Raw genomic sequence first — 19,248 nt, forward strand, 5'->3', positions numbered from 1 at the left:
TAACCTGCCGGTGACAGGACAGGCGCAAGACGTTGATCGGCACGGTTTTCAAGACATTCAGGCGGCGGTACATGGATGTGAGCCTGCGGTCCGGGCGTGACTATGTCGTGCGGATTGTGGAGCGTCCGGGTCTCTGGATGAAGCCAGAGGCGTTGCAGGCATTGGCCGACGCTTTGCGCCAGATCGCGACCCAGACATTGGAAGCGGGCAGCCTGACCTACGGTGTGTTCTCCGGCGACAAGGCCAGCATGGAGACGGTGATCATCACGCTGGTTTCGCGCCAGGATGGCACGCCGGTTGCCTTCAATGCGCTGGCGGTGATGGATGTTGACACAGCGCCGCACGCAACAGAGGTGCTGCATCTCGGCCTCGTCATGGTCGCCCCTGAAGAAAGGTCCAAAAACCTGTCCTGGGTGCTTTATGGGCTAACCTGCTTTCTAATCTTCGTGCGGCGGCAATTTCGGCCCATCTGGATCTCAAACGTCACGCAGGTTCCTGCCGTGGTAGGCATGGTGTCCGAGATGTTCTCGGATGTCTGGCCGCGGCCGGCAGGAGGGCGGCGCACACTCAATCACCTGCTTTTGGCGCGTGAGATCATGGCGGATCATCGGCATGTCTTTGGGGTGGGTAATGACGCGGATTTTGACGAGACGCGCTTTGTCATCACAGACGCTTATACCGGCGGTTCGAATGACCTGAAGAAGAGCTGGGATCAGGCCCCAAAGCATCGCGATGACCGCTACAACGCCTATTGCGCTGATATGCTGGATTATGACCGGGGCGATGATGTGCTGCAACTTGGGCAGATGGATCTGGCCGCGATGCGTACATATCTTGCGCGGGAGGTGCCCAAGTCGGCCCTCTTGGGCCTGGTGGTTACTGGCGGGCTAGTCGCGCTGCGCCGCTTGATCTTGCCTGCAATCTACTGGGCCGACAGCACGCGGCAATTCTCCATCCTGCGCCCTGCAAAAGACCAAAAACCATGATTGCTGCAGCGACCGTTCTGGTGCAGCTTTTCCTGTCCTGTGCCGCCCTGTTGGGGCTGTTCGTTTTGCGTGGCGTCCTGATTGCCCGCGATCCGTGGGAGCCGATCAACCGCCGGTTTCTTTTTGGCTTGCAGGTCACAATGATGCTGTTTGCGGCGCGTGTTTTCATGATTTTGACGGGGATTGAGGCGTTTCGCATCTTTGTGCTGCTGGCGGCAGGGTTGATCCCGTTGGCTGTGATCTTACTGACCGAGGGGCTGCTGCGCAGACACGCGCCGCCAGCGATCAAGTTTTTCGTCTGCGGTGGCGCCTGCCTCGCCGCTGTCACTTCGCTTTGGTATTCCGATAGTATCGATCCCGCGCGTCTGTTCACGCTGCTGGCTTTTCAGGTTTCGGGATTTGTCTTGTCAGGCTGCCTGATCCTCTCGCGTGACAAAGCGTCGCTTTCAGCACAGGAAAACGCGACTGTCGTGCGGCTTGGCCTGTCTTTGTTGTTGCTGATCCCCGTCGCCATCGGGGATTTCCTGCTGCTTTACATCGATCTGCCGATCCAGTTTTCGGCGCTGTCCGTGCTGATCTTGTGTTGGCTGGCCATTGGTCTAGGGCGGCCCCATCAGGGGCATCGCACGACATTGATCAATCTGGCCATCATGGTGATGGCGGGCGGATCGGTGGGCGGGATGATTGGTTTTCTTGCCGAATTGGGGCGTGCCGGAACGCTTCTGGTGATGGCGGCCATTCTGACGATGCTGTTTGTCGTGGCCATTCTAAGCGATGCACGCGCCTTGCGGGCCGAAGAACAAAGCCTTGGCCTGCTACGCTATCTGGCGGATGCCAAGACGAACGATCCGATGGCGTTTTTGCGTGATCTGCAAAATCATCCGCTTGTCGATGGGGCGGCAGTGATTAGTGAAGAGCGCTTGAGTGACTTGCAACCGGCTGTTCTGGATCAGATTTTTGAAGCCGCACCCGTATTGCGCAAATCTGATCCGCCACAATTGGGGGCGGTTGCGGATGATCACATCGCCTACCTTTTCGAACACTATGCCGCGACGCATGTGATCCTTGCGATGGCGCAACCGCGGGTACTGGTCGCGCTTTCGATGCCCTCCCTGACCGCCTCACCACAAGCAGAGTTGGAATTGCAGGTGGTTCAGCGTATGGCAGCATTAATGGCCGAAAAGGGGAGAGTTGGGCATGGATGATCCACGCGAGCTGGCGCGCCGGATTTTTGATGCGGGGCTGCGTGCGGCTGACCCCTTTGCGGCTGTGGAAAACGCGCTCGACCGTGTACAATCGCCAGCACTGATTATTGCAGTGGGCAAGGCCGCGCGGCGCATGGCCGAACCGGCGCTCGCGCGCTTTCAAGGTGCGCCATGTCTCGTGGTGACCAATTACGAGAATGCAGGTGATCTGAACGGTGCATTGGTTCTGGCAGCCGGGCATCCGGTGCCCGATGAGAATGGGGCAGCCGCCGGGCGCACAGTTATTGATGCGTTGCAGGCCGCCCAAGGGCCGGTTCTGGCCTTAATTTCAGGTGGCGGATCGGCCCTCCTGCCTGCGCCTGCAGGGGATGTAACGCTTGCCGACAAGGCAGTGGTGAATGAATTACTGCTGGGTGCGGGCATGGATATCCGCACCATGAACCTGATCCGGCAGCAATTGTCGCAACTGAAGGGCGGCGGCTTTCTACGTTGCGCAGCACCGCATCAGGTGACCGCGCTGATCCTGTCCGATGTTGTCGGAGATGATCTCTCTGCCATTGCGAGCGGGCCCACTGCGCATCCGATCGGCACAGCAGCAGAGGCGATTGAGGCCCTCCAGAAGGCTGGTATATGGGCGCGCGTACCAGACGCGGTGCGCACATATCTAAAAGGTGCGCCACCACCTGAACCCGTACCTGATTGCACGAACGTTCTTGTTGGTTCAAACGCAAGAAGCGTAGCCGCAATGGCCAAGGAAGCGGGTAAGGCGCATGTGATGTCTGACCCGGTTGAGGGCGACGTGGCCGATGCAGCGCGTAAGATCTGCGATGAGGCGCAGCCGGGCATCACCGTTTGGGGTGGTGAGACCACGGTGCATTTGCGCGGCAACGGGCGTGGCGGACGCAATCAGGAACTGGCACTGCGCATCGCGCTTGAGGCACGTGCACGTGGCTGGACCCGTTGGGTCTGTCTGCAAGGTGGCAGTGACGGGCGTGACGGCCCCACCGATGCGGCAGGCGGTCTGGTCGATCAGGATACATTGGACAAGATCGGCGCCGTAGAAGCACTGCTTGCCAATAACGACAGTTATGCCGCGCTGAAACAGGCGGGCGACCTTTTGATCACAGGCGCGACCGGCACGAATGTGGCTGATCTGGGTGTGATGATCCGGATGGACTAAGCCGGTCAGCGCTGATGCTAGTCCACTGGCAATCCACTTGGAACGGTTTCGGGGCGACCAAGAGGGCGATTCTCGGCAGTCTCGCCGGTCAAAGCGTGCAGGAACGCGACAAGATCGGCAATGTCGTCATCACTCAAAGCCATAGGGCGCATGTCATTCACGGCAGCCTGCCGGGCCATTTCCGCACTATCCTGACGGATCGCAAAGTCGACCGGGGCGAGCCATGGAGCGTCAGGAAGGTTCGCGACGTCCTCCGACCAAGCAGCACGTGCCGCAACTGGGTCAGCATGATGCCGGATCATTGCCTCAAGCGTCGGATAGGCGCCGTTATGACCGTAGGGGCCGGTGAGGGCGACATTTCTCAATGACGGCGTGCGGAACTTGTAGGCGTCTTCCAAGAGGTTCGTTTCGGCCATCCGCCCCACGTCGCGCGCGATCTGATCCCAGCGTCGTGTCCGCCCCGGTCCGAAGGCTGGCAAGCCAAGGGCGTGGAACTGCTGATCCGTGAAAAGCGGGCCCGCATGGCATGATGCGCAGCGGTTGTTGAAGAATAGTTCGCGCCCACGCTCCGCATCTTCGGGCAAAGGGGTGCCGGTCAGCCAGGCATCATAGGGACTGTCATAGCTTTGCCATTCGCTGGCGATGAAGGCCCCCAGGGCATTACCAATTTCAACAATGGTGACGTCGCCGGGCTCTTCGATGTGATCGAAGGTCTCAACGAACATGGCGCCATATGCGGGGATCGTGCGCACGCGTTTGGCGATGATGGGCCAGCCGCGGTCAATCCGATTGGTGACCGCGCCGATCACATCGTTCTCGCCAAGATTTCCGGCCATCTCGAACTGCGCGGCCATCGGGAATAGCGCCTGCGCGGCCAGCAGATTATCAAGGTCGGCAGGCAGCCATTCCTCCGCCGGGCTGTCGAACCCGTTGCCATAGATATCGGAGCGGGTCAGGCGACCATCATGGAAGAGAACACGGATGTCGTTGTGCCCAAGGTTCCAAAGCGCAGGCGCGTTGCGGGGGATACGTTTCTTGATCCGGTCGGGGCCTGTGCCAGGTCTACGTTCTGGCCCGACACCCACGCCGCCTTCGCCAATGCCGAGCGACAACCCGTCACCCCCGGCATGGTCATGATGATGGCAGGTGCCGCAGGATATATTTCTATTGCCTGACAATATCTTATCATAGAACAGAAGCTGCCCGATCCGGGCTTGATCAGGGTCGACGGGGATGTAATCATCCGGTCCGATACCCTGCGCGGCAGCCATCTGGCCCGCGAGGATCAACCCAAGGAGAGTGGTATGCTGCGTGCTCAGAAAGCATTGATATGGCTTGTGGCCAGCTGGATGCTTGCCACGCCCGTGCAGGCGGACATGGAGATCGCGCGCGATCTGATGGAAGCCGGCGAATACGGTGAGGCGCGCGCGCTTTTTGAGGTTTACGCACGCTCTGGCAATGCGGAAGCCGAGGAGTTGATCGGGGTCATGTATGCGCTTGGCCTGGGTGTGGAGCGCGATGATGAGCGGGCGTTTGACTGGTATCTTCGGGCGTCGTTGAAGGGCCATGCGGGCGCGCAATCCGGGTTAGGCTGGTACTACGAAGTCGGACGCGGCATTCCCGCCCCCGATATGGTCAGAGCGTATCTTTGGTACGCGCTATCGGCAATAGGCGGGGACCCGGATGCCTTGGTGAGCCTTGAAGAAATCACGCCCCGTCTGACAGCCGAAGAACGCGCCCGCGCCGAGGTGCTGGTGGATGACTACAAGGTGTGGATGTATCCGTTTCGGTAGTGTCATAGCGCCTCGTCAATACGGCCTCGATCCACTGGAGCCACTGTTGACGCTTACGCTGGCGCAACTCAGCTTTCATTTCTGCAAAGATCAAACGCTCGTTTTGGTATTCCGTTTGCGGTTGGCACTGCTTAGGCAGGGGGCGGATAAGGGGCGTCATTGGGGGGGTCCTTCTTGCTAGGATGCCTCAGACCTAACCTCGTGAAGCCGGGTTGATCAGACCGCAAAACCGGATGTGGACTTTCGCAAATGCAAACGGATTGGAACGACCTTGCCTATTTCTCGGCCATTGCGCGGCTGGGTAGCCTTGCACGTGCCGCGCATGATCTGGGGGTCAGTCAGGCCACCCTGAGCCGCCGGATGAAGGCGTTTGAGGCAGCACTCGGGCGGCGGTTGTTCTTGCATGGGGCCGACGGATACACGCTGACGGCGGATGGCGCGGCGCTGGCCCAGAAGACGGTGCATATGGAGGAGGCCGCGCGGCAGATCGACCAATGGCGCGATGCGGCGAAGGGGCCGGTTTGCGTGCGGATTTCGGCGGGAACGTGGACGGCGATGGATCTGGCCGAGAATGTGCGGTCCTATTGGGATCCGGAGGCGTCTTGGCTGCCGGAATTCGTCTATTGCGACCATGACCTCGATATCGCGCGGCGCGAGGTGGATATCGGGCTGCGCAACCGCTGTCCGGAACAGCCCTGGGTCGCGCGGCAGCGTATCGGTGAGGTAGCGTTCGCCGAATATGGTGCGCACGAAGATGTACAGGGCTGGATCGGGTCGGCCTGGGGTGCGACGATGACCCCCTCGGCTTTGTGGGTGAAAGCCAATTATGGCGACCGGATCGTGACCAAGGCCAACAGCCCGCATCTGGCTTGCGCATTGGCCCGCGCCGGGATTGGGCGTGTGGTGCTGCCAATGTTCATTGGTGAACGGACAAAAGGGCTGATCCGCCTGTCAGACGAGATTGAAGCCTTGCGCAGTGAGCAATGGCTGGTTTCCCATCATGAAGCCCGCAATGAGCCGCCCATTCGCGCGGCTTTGGATGCGATTGCGGGCTATGTCACAGGACGAAATTAACTAAAAAGAAGGGCCGCCCTGATGGACGGCCCTGATGTTTTCTTCCACGCAGAGCTCAGTTCAAATCGCTCGCATAAGCCGCTGCGATATCGGCTTCGACTTCTTCCACGGCTGCAAGCAGGGCGTCGAGCATTTCTGAGCCACCATCAACATTGTCGCGGAACCAGGCTTGAACAGGCTCAGCTGCGGCGGCGAATGCGGCCTTTTCCTCTGGTGTTGGGACATAGATGTCACCGCCACCGGCCACGAAGGCTTCATAGGCTTCGATGGATTTACGTTTGGGGGAGGCGAAGGTGGCTTGCTGCAACTGGCTGAACCCGTCGACCACGACGCGGCGCAGGTCTTCCGGCATCGCCATGAAGTTTTCGTTCGACATCCACCAAAGCGCGCCCATGTAGGAGTGCCCGTCCAGCGTCAGATATTGCAGGCCCGCATCGGGGAACTTCATGCCCATGATGTCGGTGATGCCGTTGGCCGTGCCTTCAACAACGCCAGTTTGCAGCGATGTAAATAGTTCTGGCCATGGGATCGGCGTGGCGGAGGCGCCCATCGCCTCGACCAATTGCACAGGCAGGTCGGCGACCACGGTGCGCATCTTTAGACCAGCGAGGTCTTCGGGCGTCTGGACACGGCGTTCGGTGTTGGCAAAGTTGCGCCAGCCACCCGTGTTCCCCACGGTCATTAGGCGGATTGTGTTGTCGCTGTCTTCCAGCGCCTTGTCACGCAGCGTACGAACAAAATCGCCCGACAGCACAGCCTCTGCCACGCGGTCATCGGACATCAGGTAGGGCAGGTCGAGCACCTGGATGTAAGGGAAGATACCCGCGGCCCCGCCGGAAGTGGAGATGTAGACGTCGATGGAGCCTTCGGAGACGCCTTCAAGGCATTCCGCACCGGTGGCACAGAGCTGCGTGCCGATGAAAAGCTCAACGCCGATCCGGCCGTTGGAGGCCGCTTCGACGTAATTCTTGAAGACGATCAGTCCGTCATAATCCTCGTCGTTTTCATTGGAGTTCGCGGTGGCCCTGATGGTGAATTCCTGGTGGCCATCCGCCCAGGCGGCGAATGGTGTCGCCAGAAGGGCGGCGGTGGCCGCGATTTTGAGGTGGTTCAGCATTACTCTCTCCCTGTTGCTGATCTTTAGTTGATGCCCGGTGGCGGGCTAATGCAAGCGCTGAATCCAACCTCCGGGCCGCAGCCCAGGAACCCGGTCAGATAAGGCACTGTCATGGAAATGGCGGGGATATAGGTGATGAGGAAGATCACCAGAATTTCGACGGCGAGGAAGGGTAGGATGGCCCGCGCGATGGTTTCAACCTTTTCGCGCGAGACGGTACTGGCCACGAATAAGACAAGCCCCATGGGGGGCGTGGCCAACCCCACGGTCAGGTTGACGCTCATGATGATCGCGAAGTGCACAGGGTGCACGCCGAGGTCGACGAAGATGGGCCCAAGGATAGGGCCGAGGATGATAATCGCGGGGCCTGCATCGAGGAACATGCCGACGACGAAAAGCAGGATGTTGATGAGGAACAGGAGCATCAACGGGTTCTCGGAGAGCGACAGGATGAACTCACTGAGGATTTGCGGTGCGTAGCTGAGTGAAACCACCGTTTTGAAGGCGACGGCGGCACCGACGAGCAGCAGGACGGCGGCGGTGGCGAGGGCGGAGCGGGATAGGACCTGATGCAGGTTTTTCAGTGTCATGGAGCGCAGCACGAGGAAGCTGACGATCAGCGCATAGGCCACGGCGACGGCTGAGGCCTCGGTCGGGGTCATGATGCCGATCAGGATCCCGCCGAGGATGATGATGGGGGTCTGAAGGGGGGCGACGGCCTTTTTGCAGATGATGCGGAAGTCGTGGCTGACCCGTTTGCGGTAGCCCATCAGCAGGAAATGGGCGGCAAGCAGACACACGGCGAAAGTGCCAAGGATCACGGTACCGGATGCCGGGATGGTCTCGCCTGCCGCGTTGACAGTCTCGGCGGTGATGCCAGTGGTGGCGGTCAGGATCGCATAAAGGATGTAGCCGAAATTGAGCCGCAAAAGGACGAAGCTGACCCAGTATTCGGTCGCGGTCATTGTCTGGTTCTTGTGAACGATCCGTTCAGCCTTGGGCAGGTTGTAGCGGTCGGCCATGAGCCGGACCATGATCATCAGGCCCACGCCGACCATGATGCCGGGGACAATGCCTGCGAGGAAAAGCGCCGCGACGCTTTCGCCCATCACATAGGCGTAGATGATCATGATGCCCGAGGGCGGGATGATCGGGCCGATGACTGAAGAGGCGGCAGTGATGGCGGCGGCGAATTTGCGGCTGTATCCATTCTTCTCCATCGCGGGGATCAGGGTGGAACCGAGCGCCGAGGTGTCGGCAACGGCCGAACCGGAGAGGCCTGCGAACAGGATGGAGGACAGGATGTTCACGTGGGCGAGGCCGCCGCGCAGATGGCCCATGAAGGCCTGGGAAAACTCGACCAGGCGGAGCGTGATGCCGCCCCGGTTCATGATCTCACCCGCAAGCATGAAGAAGGGCAGGGCCATCAGCGGGAAGCTGTCCATGCCGTTGTAGAAATTGCGGTAAAGGACCGAGAGTTGGCGCGCTTGGTCGTCAAGCGTCAGCAGCGCGAAGGGGGCCGCGAGCAGGGCAAAGACAACCGGCAGGCCGACCATGATCAGGACAAGAAAGACGGGCAGGAACCAGAGCAGCATTATTCGGCCCCCGCGTAGTCTTCGACGCTGAGCGGGTTCAGTTTTTCACCGGCACCGCCAAGCTTGATGATCTGGCGGATCATCAGTTCGAGATTGACGAGTATCAGAAGGTTCACGCCGACCCAGAGCGAGGTAAACTGATAATTGTTTTGAAACCGGTTGCCGCATTTGCCGATCTCGATCCCGAAGGGCCAGCGCAGGCTTGAGGAACAGCCGCGGCCAGAGATCGTGTCCACATGGTTATTGAGGCCCTTGTCCCAGGCGATGATGAGCACCCAAAGCGTAATAGCCAAAAGGATCAGCGTCAGGATCGCCGCAGCCATGCGGGGCAGGGCGCGTTCGAGCATGTCGATGGAGACAAAACCGCCGATCCGGTAGGCCATCGGCGCCATCAGCCCGGTCATCCAGAGCATGCCGAAGCGCGCGCCTTCTTCGGTCCAGTTCGGGGCGTCGTTCAGCACATAGCGGAAAAAGACCTGGCCCAGGATCAGGCAGACCATGATGGCAAGGGCCGCAACCGCGATCGCCTTGCCGATGGCAAGCACCACGGTGTTGAACCGTTCAAGCGGCCAAAGTAGGCCAAACAGGACCGACATCGCGGCTCCTCCCCTGTTTATGTCAGGGCCTTTGGCCCTTTTGTTGTCAGCGGTGTTGGCCGCCGCCCCGGATATGGTCCGGGTCCTCAGGTACTGCGGATTTTTCCGTCAGTCTTGGTGAAAGCCCCCGTATTTGCCAGCGTGAAAGACGAGCGGGTCACCGGGATTGTGATGTGCCTTTGTGACACGGCCCACGATGATGACGTGGTCGCCGGCGTCATGGGTGGCTTCGAGATTGCATTCGAATGTGGCGAGCGCCCCTTCGATGATCGGCATACCGCAATGGGACAGATGCATCGGGATCTGACTGATCGCGGTTTTTGAGCGAACGATGGCGGCGCAGATATCGCGTTGATCGGCAGCCAGGACGTGGATCGCAAAGCGGCGGGAGCCTGCGAAGTGCTCGAAGCGTTTGGACGATTTGGCCGGTGACCAAAGCACCAGCGGCGGGTCAAGCGACACGGAGGCAAAGCTGTTGGCGACGATGGCGACGGGGCCTTCGGGGCTGTCGGTTGTGACGACCGTGACCCCTGTCACGAAGGTACCGAGCGCGCCGCGAAAGCTGTCCGCGTCGGTGCTGGGGTCGAAAGTGGCGATGGTGCCTGCGTCCATTAGGGAACCTCTTGGCCAAGCGCGGCGGTGTAGAGTGTGAACCAGGTTTGCCGGTCCATTTTCACTTTCAACGCGTCGGACAGGCCTTTGATTCGATTGAGATTGTTAGTTCCCATCACTGGCATGATATTCGCTGGGTGCGCGAGCAGCCAGGCCACCGCAACGGCGCCCGTGTCGACTCCATTCTCTGCGGCGACTTTGCCCATTGCGTCTTGCATGGGGCCCGTCCCGGTCATCAGGCTGCCGCCGCCGAGGGGTGACCACGCCATGATGGGTATGCGGCGCTCTTGCAGGTAAGCGACATCGCCGTTCGTGAAGCCGTGATGGGCGCTCAGTGACAGTTCGATCTGGTTGGTGATCAGCTTTGTCTTCATCGCGGACTGAAGCAGCGTCCAGTCATGCAATTTGAAGTTGGAGACGCCGACTGAGCGGACCTTGCCTGAGGCCACGACCTCGTCCAGCGCGGCACCTGTTTCCTGATGATCCATCATTGGGTCGGGGCGGTGGATCAGGAGCGTGTCGATCTTGTCGACGCCCATAAGCCGCAGTGAGTGATCGACGGAGGCAAGGATATGGGCGCGGCTGGTGTCGTAGTACTTGACCTGCGCGTCGCTGTAGCGGCCCATTGGGGCAACGATATCGCATTTGGTGACGATCTCGATCTGGTCCTTGAGGGCAGGCGCGGTTTTGAGGGCGTTGCCCAACACTTCTTCCGCCTCGTAGCCGCCATAGATATCGGCCTGATCCATCGTGGTGATGCCTTGTTCGAGGCACGCCTCGATCTTGGCTTGCACATGGGCGGGCGAGGTGTTGCTGTCATCGCCTAGCCGCCACATGCCGTAGATGATGCGGCTGAAGGAAAGGTCGTCGGTGATCTGGATGCGGTCCATTAGCGGCGGGTTCCGGTGCCCAAGGGCGTGGCTGGCGTTTCGTTGGGCACCCGGCCGTATTCATGGGGCAGGGAGCAGGTCTTGAGCTGCGGCATCACGCGCCCGCCAAAATGTTTGGCCTCGTCGATATGCGGGTAGCCTGAGAAGATGAAAGCACGGATACCCATCTTTTGATAGGCTTCAATTTTGCTAAGTATCTGATCTGTTGAGCCGACAAGGGCCGCACCGCAGCCGGAACGCGCGCGCCCGACACCCGTCCAGAGGCCGGGTTCGGTGTAGCCGTATTTGTCGGCGAGCTCGCGGGCGCGGGCCTGATGGGCGACGCCGAGGCTGATTGAATCGTGGGCGCGGTCGCGGATCAGTTTGCCGTATTCGTCGTCGAGTTTGCTTGCGATGTAATCGGCGTATTCCTTGGCCTCTTGTTCAGTATCGCGGACGATCATGTGGACGCGCAGACCGTAATCGAGCGTGCGGTTATGGGCGGCGGCGCGTTCATTCACGTCCTTCATGCGCTGTGCGAGCATGTCGGTGGTTTCGGGCCACATCAGGTAGACGTCACATTGGGCGCCGCAGAGTTCGAGTGCTGCGGGGGAATAGCCGCCGAAATAGAGGAGCGGTCCGCCGTTTTGCTGGTAGGGTTTGGCCGGATCGGTGGTGAGGTTGGAGATCTGGTAGATGTCGCCGTCATAGCTGACCTCGTCCTGCGTCCAGCATTTGCGCAGGATTTCAACGACTTCATGGCTGCGTTTGTAGCGATAGGCGCTTTCGGCGACCTCGCCCGGGAAGTCGCTGCTGATCACGTTCAGGGTCAGGCGCCCTTTCAGCATGTGGTCCAGCGTCGCGATGGTGCGGGCGAGCATGATGGGCTGGACTTCGCCGCAGCGGATGGCGGCGAGGAAGTTCATCTTGCTGGTGAGCGGCGCCATGCCAGCCACGAAGCTGAGCGTGTCTTGACCCACCTGATAAGAAGACGGGGCGAGAATGTTGCGGAAGCCCTGTTCCTCTGCCGTCAGCGCGATGTCGCGGCAATGCTCCCAGCTTGAGCGCAAATCGCCATCGGGCACGCCGAGGAACTGGTAATCGTCTGAACACAGTGCGGAAAACCAGCTGACTTCGGCCGCATCAAGGTCTGCGCTGGTGACCGGTACGATGGTCATCGATTCTCCTCCCCGAGATATGTTTGGCCTCTTGCGTAGCATGCAAGTTTGTGTGCAACAATAGTGTATCAATTCGACCGGTAACCAGGGGAGGGGTTGCCATGGCAAAGACCTCGGCCCTGCCGAAATTCATTCAATTGAGCGAAATGCTGATCCGTGAGATTGCCGCCGGCCATCTTGCCGATGGTGCGCGGCTGCCGCCGGAGCGCGATATGGCGGATGATCTGGGCGTGGCCGTGGGGACCTTGCGCAAGGCGCTGGCGGATGTGGAGGCCAAGGGGCTTTTGGACCGGGTGCAGGGGTCGGGCAATTATGTGCGGCACCGACCGGCGGTTGACTCCGTCTATGCGTTTTTCCGGCTGGAACTCCTGAAAGGTGGCGGATTGCCCACGGCAGAGGTTTTGTCGGTGGATCGCTTGCCCAAGCCTGACGACTTTGCGCGCTTGGGTGGGCACCCGGAAGGGCACCGGATCCGGCGGCTGCGGTCACTCGATGGGGTGCTGGTGGCGCTGGAAGAGATCTGGCTGGACGGGGCGCAACGCGACGTCATCTTGATGGGTGACCTTTCAGAATCGCTGTACCACTTTTATCGCCACGAGTTGGGGCTGGTGATTGCCTCTGTCGAAGATCAGATCGGCGTCGATGTGGTCCCCGATTGGGCGCCAGCGGCGTTTCACCTCAAGGCGGGGCAAACTGCAGGCTATATCGCGCGGGTCAGCCGGACCGCAGCCAAGGAACCGGCCGAGTTTTCGCGTACCTGGTTTGATGCCGGGCGTGCTGCATACATCTCTCGCATGGGAAAAGGTTAACGACGTGCAAACGGTGAATTACGGCCTCATCGGCTGCGGCATGATGGGCCGCGAACATATCCAGAATATCAATCTCTTGCCGCAGGGGCGGGTATCGGTTGTTTTTGACCCGGTCGAAGAACTGGCAGAAGCCGCCGCAACCTTAGCAAATGACGCCCATGTTGCTCGGTCACTTGAGGAATTGCTTGCGTTCCCGCAGCTTGACGCAGTTGTCATCGTCAGCCCGAACTACCTGCATGTGCCGCAACTACAGCAGATCGTTGCAACCCGCCCCATGCCGATCTTATGTGAAAAGCCGCTTTATACCGAACCGGCGGATGCTCCGGTGATCGAGGATTTGTTCGCAGATTACGCGCATCCCGTTTGGGTGGCGATGGAATATCGTTACATGCCCCCCATTGCGGCATTGATCAATCAGGCCGAGCAGGCCACGGGCGGGATCAAGATGTTGTCCATTCGGGAACACCGCTTTCCTTTTCTGCCGAAGATCGGCGATTGGAACAGGTTCAACGCCAAGTCAGGCGGCACACTTGTCGAAAAATGCTGCCATTTCTTCGATCTGATGCGGCTGATCCTTGATGATGAGCCTGTTCGCGTTATGGCCAGTGCCGGTCAGTCGCTGAACCATATCGATGAGCGCTATGATGGCGAGGTGCCCGATATCTGGGATAATGGTTATGCTATCCTTGATTTCGCGAAGGGCGCGCGCGCCATGCTGGAATTGTGCATGTTCGCCGAAGGATCGAAGTGGCAGGAAGAGATCAGCGTAGTCGGCCCCAAGGGTAAGATCGAGGCGCTCGTCCCAGGGCCCGGGCGGTTCTGGCCCAAGCTGTTGGGCGACCCGCCCGTGCCGCAAATGATCATTAGCCCGCGGGCTCCGAAAGGCCCATATGTGTCCGAGATACCGGTTGATCCAAAACTGCTGGAGGCAGGGGACCACAACGGATCGACGTTTTATCAGCATCAGCGCTTCAATGCTGTTGTGCGCGGTGAGGGCGAGGTCGAGGTCACATTGGCAGACGGGGCAAAGGCGATTGAGATCGGGCATGCGGCGCAGGAAAGCGCGCGGACAGGGCAGGCCGTCTTGCTTTGACCTGAACTGGCTCATGCGAATACTTGCATGCATGGCAGGCGCCAGCAGTCACTCGCATTTCAGTCACAAGCGGTGGCGCCCGGGTGTCGGGCTGCGGTAACGCGGCTTGATGCTTAGAGCACGACGGTTTTGAGACAAGCGCAACGACTCGTTCTCTTGGGTCTGCTTTCCAGGATAAACGGCGAAATATCACGCTCAGGGCGTGGCAATTTTAGGTGCTTTCGGTCAAAAAACACGTTTTTTCGCTGAATTTCCACATTCACTACCACGCTGGCAACCACGCTGCTTTGGAAGAAGGGCTTGGCGCTGTCGCGCTCTGACATTCCTTGAGTATCACAGCCGGCAAATTGCCTTGGACTATCAGATTTCCTGGAGCTTTTTGGTGAACAAAATGAATGTGGCTAGTCATGCAGAACCGCCTTTAGTCGATTTGGGTTCATTACAGAACCAACCGCATGTCCAACTTGCCGCGATGCGAGAGCTGGGGCCAATTGTGCAATACGCGGATCGCCAATATCTGATTGTTGGTGGTCGGCGGGTCAACAACAGCGCTTTGCCGGGTGTTACGGGACACGTCAGGTGACATCAATGCATGTCTTCATCCCTTAGATCGCAAGACAACCGAGCCCTCACTCCGGCAAACGGTCGCCGCACCTGGCCTGCACCATTCCCCCAAGCCCCTAACAAAAGAACAAGAGAGAGAAAAAGCTTGGCTAAGACTAACAATGCCACCAAGGACAAACTGATCCGTCTGTTGCCGCGATTATGTCGGTTTGCGCAGTGTCTCACAGGCAGAAGCGGCGGGCACGAAACCCTCGTGCAGGACGCATGTTCTCGGATACTTGTATCGCGGAGTGATGCGGACCGGGCGCCGACGTGTTATCGCCATATGCTTCGCATCTTACATGCATGCTGGCAGGAGGCTGAGGCAGGTCACATTCGTCAGGGATCGAGATCTGGCGAGCCCCAAACGTCATCAGCTATCATAACGGATTCTGACGACAAGGTTGGCGGTCTGCCCGCAGAAATGGCCGCAGCGCTGCTGTTGGTGTCATCCGAAAGGTTCAGCTACGCGGACGCGGCCAAGGTTCTCGATCTGCCACTCAATACGTTGATGCTCCGGCTTCACCAGGCGCGCAAGACGCTGGCGGCGCAATTGCGCAAAGGTGCAATGAGGGATTTGAACGCGCCGTCGCCATAGTTCTCAACCTACATGTCATGCTTCCGGAAGAAGGCGATGGCCTTGTCGAGGCAGGTTTGCCAGGCAGGTTCTGACTCGAGCAGGATGTGATTGCGGCTGTGCAATGGAACAAACTCCGCGCCAGGAATGCCGGCGGCCAATTCACGGGCTTGGTTTATGCTGATCCGCTGATCGTCACGCGAGTGAAAAACAATCGTCGGGCATTTGATCTGCGATAGACGGTGGCGGACATCGATATCACCGAACGCATCAAGAAAGCGGACGGCGTTTTCTGGTGACGTTGTCTGCCGCTGGAACTCATTGAACCAATGAAGCTCTTCGGGTTTTGCGTCGGGCATGAATGTTTGGGAAAAGATTTGTCGGTAAGCGGGGTTTGGTGTGCCCCAACCGTGGCGCGTCAGCGTCATGACGGCCTCGCGGCGTTCCTTCTCTTCCGGTGTCGCGCCGATCCGCCAGCCTGCCGCGTAACCCGAAATCAGGACCAAACCCGAGACGCGCTCGGGATGCCGTGCCGCATATTCGATGGAGACCGCACAGCCTTGTGAGATCCCCAATAGCGGGAACCGATCAACGCCAGAGGCTTCCACAACCGCTTCGAGATCGGCGACAAAGGATTCCATACTGATATCTTTGACATTCCAGTCCGATAATCCGTTGCCGCGACTGTCATAGCGAATAAAGCGCCGCTCATGGGCGCAGGCGAGAAAGGTCTGCCCCCAGATCGGGCTGCCCCAGTCTAGTTCAAGGTGATTGAGCCAGTTTGCGGCTTTGATCAGCGGGCGGCCTTCGCCAACCTCGGCATAGGCAATATTCACGTCATCATGCGCCTTGCAGAAACCAATTGTTTGGCTCCGCAGGCGCCAGCGGCGGCTGCTGTCGCGCGGCGCTTTTTCGATATTTGCGGGCTGCGGTGTGGCGGGCATTTGTTTGAAGTCGGCAATCAGGTCTTTGGGCGCATGTTTTGTTTCGCGCCGAAACCGGCGCTCGACGCTTGCAGCCTCCTCAAAGCGGCCCGTTGCGCGAAAATCGGCGATGAGGCTGGTGGCGGCCTGTACCTCAAACGGCATCAGATCTAGCCATTTGTAAGACCATTTGATCCTGTCAGATGGCGCGAGGTCCGCATGGGTGGCCAAGCGGCGCAAGGCATTGACCTGCATCAGGCGCGCGTCCTCACGTTCACCCATGAGCCAGGTTTCAAACTCCTGATGTCCCGCGTCGTCAAGCCCGTCGAGGATGGGCTCGGCCAGCGTGTTGGCAATCTTGCTCAACTCACTTGCCGAGATCGTCTGCCTGTTGTCGAATAGCAGGCCCCGCGCAACGACAAAATCAACCTCGACATCACTCAGATCGATCGAAACCCGTTCGCGGTCGGCTTGGATACGTGCACTTTCAGGCGTGTCGACGACCTTCCGAATGCGGCTGAGCGCCCAACGCAATGATGCGCGCGGATCGTCCGGAATGCTCCACAACATCTCGCACAAACGCTCGCGGCGCACAGGGCGACCGGTCATGGCCAGATATGCAAGAAGCGCGCGCGCCTTGCGTGAAGGCGGCAATTGCTGCGCGGCACCCTCTCGGACAACTTGTAGTTCGCCGAAAACATTGATTTTGAGCGACTTGGCGGGACCGGGCAGGGCACTGTGGTCTGTAGAAATCTGGCTCGCTGCAAGGCAATCACGTTTTGACATTCTTCGTTCTCCGGTTCTCGACGTATTGGCGGCGATTGCTCGAGCGTCGTCAGTATTGGTCGTGCAGCCTTGATGGTTGTTCGGGACGTGGGCAGGAGGTCTGCAGCGCAGGTGCAGCGCGTCCGGTCAACTTCGCTTGCATGTTTCTGCCAAGCTTACGTACAGGAACGTGTGTTTATTCTGCGGGTCGCGAAATAACAATTCGGCGGCCCACGGTAGCGTGCTCATCGGGTATTTCTTGCTGATTTGCCGCTAAATGAAGCAGCTTTGCGCGAGAGCGAAGCTGTTGGTAGCGCCTGAAGTATGGTCCGGACGTGCCCAAACGGTGCATATCACCGGATATACTTGCCTTTCATCGCCAGTTTACGCACAGGTTCTTGGATTTACGCAGTCATCCACGCAATGATAGTGCTGGCGGGCCGGCTCTGGCCGGATAGCCCGTCAGTGGCGAGAGTTGCGTAAGCTGTGTGCGTTTGAAAGACCGTCAGGATTGCTCTTGCGGAACGGGATCTCGTGTTGGATCATTGCCCGTCTAACCATGTCATCTTCGCCGTTTCTTTTGTAATGTCTGGCTTGCCGTAAGAGGCGCCTGTTATGTCAGCAGACTGCTACAAACTCACACTTCTTGCACTTGGAGTGCGCTTTGAACCAAATTCAGCTTGGTCGCCTTCGGCCGACGTTCGCATGCGCAATTCGCGAAATACTTGGGTCTAGAAGTGCACATGGACGCGCTCAATGGGTAGATGGGCGCCGATTGCATTGTAGTTCTTGACTGTGCTGCAGGCTAAATCTTGAGACCACGAACCATTCTTTCAGATTTGAATTGCTGTGGCCAACTTTTCATCAATGGCCTCGTTCAGATTGAAAGCCGGGAGCACCTTTGTCTGTTCCCCATCGCCCAACTGAACCAGTGTCGTTGAGCCGCGCCGATTGGGATGTGCCGGTTTTTCACACCATTCAGACATTTCGATACTGACGACATTTTCAACACGAAATCCGACTTGATGTCCGGTCTGCCCAGTGAGCAGAACCTTTCCACCAGCTTCAGTGCCTGATTTGCCACCTCGGCAGGTGGCCAGATCATAGAGTGCGATGCTTTCGTTGAAGCGCGAGAAGTAACCCCGAAATCCAAGAGACGAAACGGTCGCGGGGGTCACACGGTCCGGCGGCTCCACGATACGGTTCACCTGCGAAAGCGGGATGGCGAGGCGTGCATCCGCATCGACCACAAGATAACGCTGCCTCTCTTGGCTGACGTTCCGCTCGTTCGTGGTTTCAGGTTTGGGCTGTATCTTCGGGTCGTCTTCGATTTTGGAGAGTTTTGCGATCGTCAGAAGATCATCGGCCTGGTTTAGCTTTTCGAGATCGACAACATAGATCTGTAACTCGTCGTCACGGATCATGACCCGGTCGACAAAGCTGCGCCCCGATTGCCAAAGCGGGATGGTTGTTTCTCTGATGCCCGAGAATGTGCCGATTTCGTGGATCGCGTCGACGGCGAACCCCAAAACCAGATCGTCCGGGAAACGCAAGGCGACGATTTCGGGACGAGATTGCGGCTCTCCATCACCCAATCCGAGAATGCGCGACGCGCAAACGACCGGGATGCGACGCCCGTGATAAGTGATCTCACCCAAAACCGGCCCCATCGTTATCGCGGTGCTTTCGACGCTTTGGCGTGGGATCGCAGCGTAAACTTCGACCGCCGGGACAGAAAAGCGGGCTGTTCCTGCTTCAAATGTGAGCATTGGGACTTGAGTACGCAGCATGTTCTTTTTTGAGATGTCGGGACGTTTCGCTGTGAAGATGTCTGGCGTATCGAACGTTGCCGACACATCCAGGACAGAAGCGAACGATTCATCATAGGCGAAGAGCGTGGTAAAGAGCGACGCCTTGTCCCCCGCCGTTCTTGACATTTTGTGGATATCGTCTGTTGCAATGTTCGCGATGCCGATGATGCGGTCAGCGAAGAGCGCGATCTGACGAGCCTGGTATTCAACGATCACGCCCAGCTTTGTTCCAGCATCAGGTTCAGGCAGACCTGCCAACGCTTGTAAGTCCAGGACAGGAACAATTTGTCCGCGAAGGGCGATTCCGCCACGCAGAAAAGCGCCACTTTGGGCCAACGGCTCTTGCTTCTGGACGTGCAATACTTCTGATAGGTGTTGAATCGGGATTGCGATCAGAGCCTCGCCGATCTGAATGACGCCGAATTGAACCCCTGAGGTCTGTGCAGTGCCCGACATCCTGAT

Annotated in this window: 18 protein-coding genes; 9 read left to right on the plus strand and 9 right to left on the minus strand. The window is 58.8% G+C overall.

The genetic code is table 11. From position 1 onward, the window contains the following. The first annotated feature begins 71 nt into the window (after positions 1–71). Genes SLH47_RS03410 through SLH47_RS03420 form a run of 3 tightly spaced genes read left to right on the plus strand, consistent with a single transcriptional unit; the run spans position 72 to position 3,371 of the window. A complete protein-coding gene (locus tag SLH47_RS03410) occupies positions 72–986 on the plus strand; it encodes a hypothetical protein (protein ID WP_320237933.1) in 915 nt (304 codons plus the stop codon). Then, on the plus strand, positions 983–2,191 hold the full coding sequence (locus SLH47_RS03415; protein WP_320237934.1) for a hypothetical protein: 1,209 nt from the start codon (positions 983–985) through the stop codon (positions 2,189–2,191). The genes SLH47_RS03410 and SLH47_RS03415 overlap by 4 nt, the downstream gene beginning before the upstream one ends. Beyond that, a complete protein-coding gene (locus SLH47_RS03420; RefSeq protein ID WP_320237935.1) occupies positions 2,184–3,371 on the plus strand; it encodes a glycerate kinase in 1,188 nt (395 codons plus the stop codon). Before SLH47_RS03415 ends, SLH47_RS03420 begins: the two co-directional genes overlap by 8 nt. Before the next feature lie 17 nt (positions 3,372–3,388). Here SLH47_RS03420 and SLH47_RS03425 read toward each other — a convergent pair whose 3' ends face one another. Then, positions 3,389–4,642, minus strand: coding sequence for a cytochrome-c peroxidase (locus SLH47_RS03425; protein ID WP_320237936.1), 1,254 nt, complete (start codon positions 4,640–4,642; stop codon positions 3,389–3,391). Positions 4,643–4,675: 33 nt separating this feature from the next. On the opposite strand from SLH47_RS03425, the gene SLH47_RS03430 reads away from it, so the two are divergent. Together SLH47_RS03430 and SLH47_RS03435 are read left to right on the plus strand one after the other, a co-directional pair. Further along, positions 4,676–5,164: a tetratricopeptide repeat protein gene (locus SLH47_RS03430; RefSeq protein WP_320237937.1), complete on the plus strand. Its 489-nt coding sequence runs from the start codon at positions 4,676–4,678 to the stop codon at positions 5,162–5,164. A gap of 249 nt (positions 5,165–5,413) precedes the next feature. Next, complete coding sequence (locus tag SLH47_RS03435; protein ID WP_320237938.1) at positions 5,414–6,238, plus strand: LysR family transcriptional regulator; 825 nt, start codon at positions 5,414–5,416, stop codon at positions 6,236–6,238. Between the two features lie 55 nt (positions 6,239–6,293). On the opposite strand, the gene dctP is transcribed toward SLH47_RS03435, so the two are convergent. The 6 genes from dctP to SLH47_RS03465 all read right to left on the minus strand — a co-directional run bounded on the left by dctP (position 6,294) and on the right by SLH47_RS03465 (position 12,205). Next, entirely contained in the window at positions 6,294–7,355 is a 1,062-nt protein-coding gene (gene dctP / locus SLH47_RS03440; protein ID WP_320237939.1) for a TRAP transporter substrate-binding protein DctP, read from the minus strand. Positions 7,356–7,378: 23 nt separating this feature from the next. Beyond that, positions 7,379–8,950, minus strand: a complete 1,572-nt coding sequence (locus SLH47_RS03445; protein ID WP_320237940.1) for a TRAP transporter large permease — start codon at positions 8,948–8,950, stop codon at positions 7,379–7,381. Then, positions 8,950–9,546 (minus strand): TRAP transporter small permease, encoded by a 597-nt coding sequence (locus SLH47_RS03450; protein WP_320237941.1) that lies wholly within the window; start codon positions 9,544–9,546, stop codon positions 8,950–8,952. The genes SLH47_RS03445 and SLH47_RS03450 overlap by 1 nt, the downstream gene beginning before the upstream one ends. A gap of 108 nt (positions 9,547–9,654) precedes the next feature. Then, entirely contained in the window at positions 9,655–10,158 is a 504-nt protein-coding gene (locus SLH47_RS03455; protein ID WP_320237942.1) for a flavin reductase family protein, read from the minus strand. Next, positions 10,158–11,048 carry an aldo/keto reductase gene (locus tag SLH47_RS03460; RefSeq protein WP_320237943.1) on the minus strand — a complete coding sequence of 297 codons (891 nt, stop codon included), beginning with the start codon at positions 11,046–11,048 and terminating at the stop codon, positions 10,158–10,160. The genes SLH47_RS03455 and SLH47_RS03460 overlap by 1 nt, the downstream gene beginning before the upstream one ends. Further along, positions 11,048–12,205, minus strand: coding sequence for an LLM class flavin-dependent oxidoreductase (locus SLH47_RS03465; RefSeq protein ID WP_320237944.1), 1,158 nt, complete (start codon positions 12,203–12,205; stop codon positions 11,048–11,050). Before SLH47_RS03465 ends, SLH47_RS03460 begins: the two co-directional genes overlap by 1 nt. Positions 12,206–12,306: 101 nt before the next feature. Between SLH47_RS03465 and SLH47_RS03470 the strand changes: the two genes are divergently transcribed. The 4 genes from SLH47_RS03470 (at position 12,307) to SLH47_RS03485 (ending at position 15,308) form a co-directional block, all read left to right on the plus strand. Beyond that, positions 12,307–13,014 carry a GntR family transcriptional regulator gene (locus tag SLH47_RS03470; RefSeq protein WP_320237945.1) on the plus strand — a complete coding sequence of 236 codons (708 nt, stop codon included), beginning with the start codon at positions 12,307–12,309 and terminating at the stop codon, positions 13,012–13,014. A gap of 4 nt (positions 13,015–13,018) precedes the next feature. Further along, positions 13,019–14,107: a Gfo/Idh/MocA family oxidoreductase gene (locus tag SLH47_RS03475; protein WP_320237986.1), complete on the plus strand. Its 1,089-nt coding sequence runs from the start codon at positions 13,019–13,021 to the stop codon at positions 14,105–14,107. A gap of 352 nt (positions 14,108–14,459) precedes the next feature. After that, a complete protein-coding gene (locus SLH47_RS03480) occupies positions 14,460–14,690 on the plus strand; it encodes a hypothetical protein (protein ID WP_320237946.1) in 231 nt (76 codons plus the stop codon). Positions 14,691–14,996: 306 nt separating this feature from the next. Continuing rightward, positions 14,997–15,308: an RNA polymerase sigma factor gene (locus tag SLH47_RS03485; RefSeq protein ID WP_320237947.1), complete on the plus strand. Its 312-nt coding sequence runs from the start codon at positions 14,997–14,999 to the stop codon at positions 15,306–15,308. An 8-nt stretch (positions 15,309–15,316) separates the two neighbouring features. On the opposite strand, the gene SLH47_RS03490 is transcribed toward SLH47_RS03485, so the two are convergent. Both SLH47_RS03490 and SLH47_RS03495 read right to left on the minus strand, forming a co-directional pair. Continuing rightward, positions 15,317–16,996 carry an alpha/beta fold hydrolase gene (locus tag SLH47_RS03490; protein WP_320237948.1) on the minus strand — a complete coding sequence of 560 codons (1,680 nt, stop codon included), beginning with the start codon at positions 16,994–16,996 and terminating at the stop codon, positions 15,317–15,319. A gap of 812 nt (positions 16,997–17,808) precedes the next feature. Beyond that, positions 17,809–19,242, minus strand: coding sequence for a chemotaxis protein CheW (locus tag SLH47_RS03495; protein WP_320237949.1), 1,434 nt, complete (start codon positions 19,240–19,242; stop codon positions 17,809–17,811). Positions 19,243–19,248 lie beyond the last annotated feature (6 nt).

This window comes from Cognatiyoonia sp. IB215182, from assembly GCF_033963905.1.
In the GTDB taxonomy this organism is placed as follows: Bacteria; Pseudomonadota; Alphaproteobacteria; order Rhodobacterales; family Rhodobacteraceae; genus Yoonia.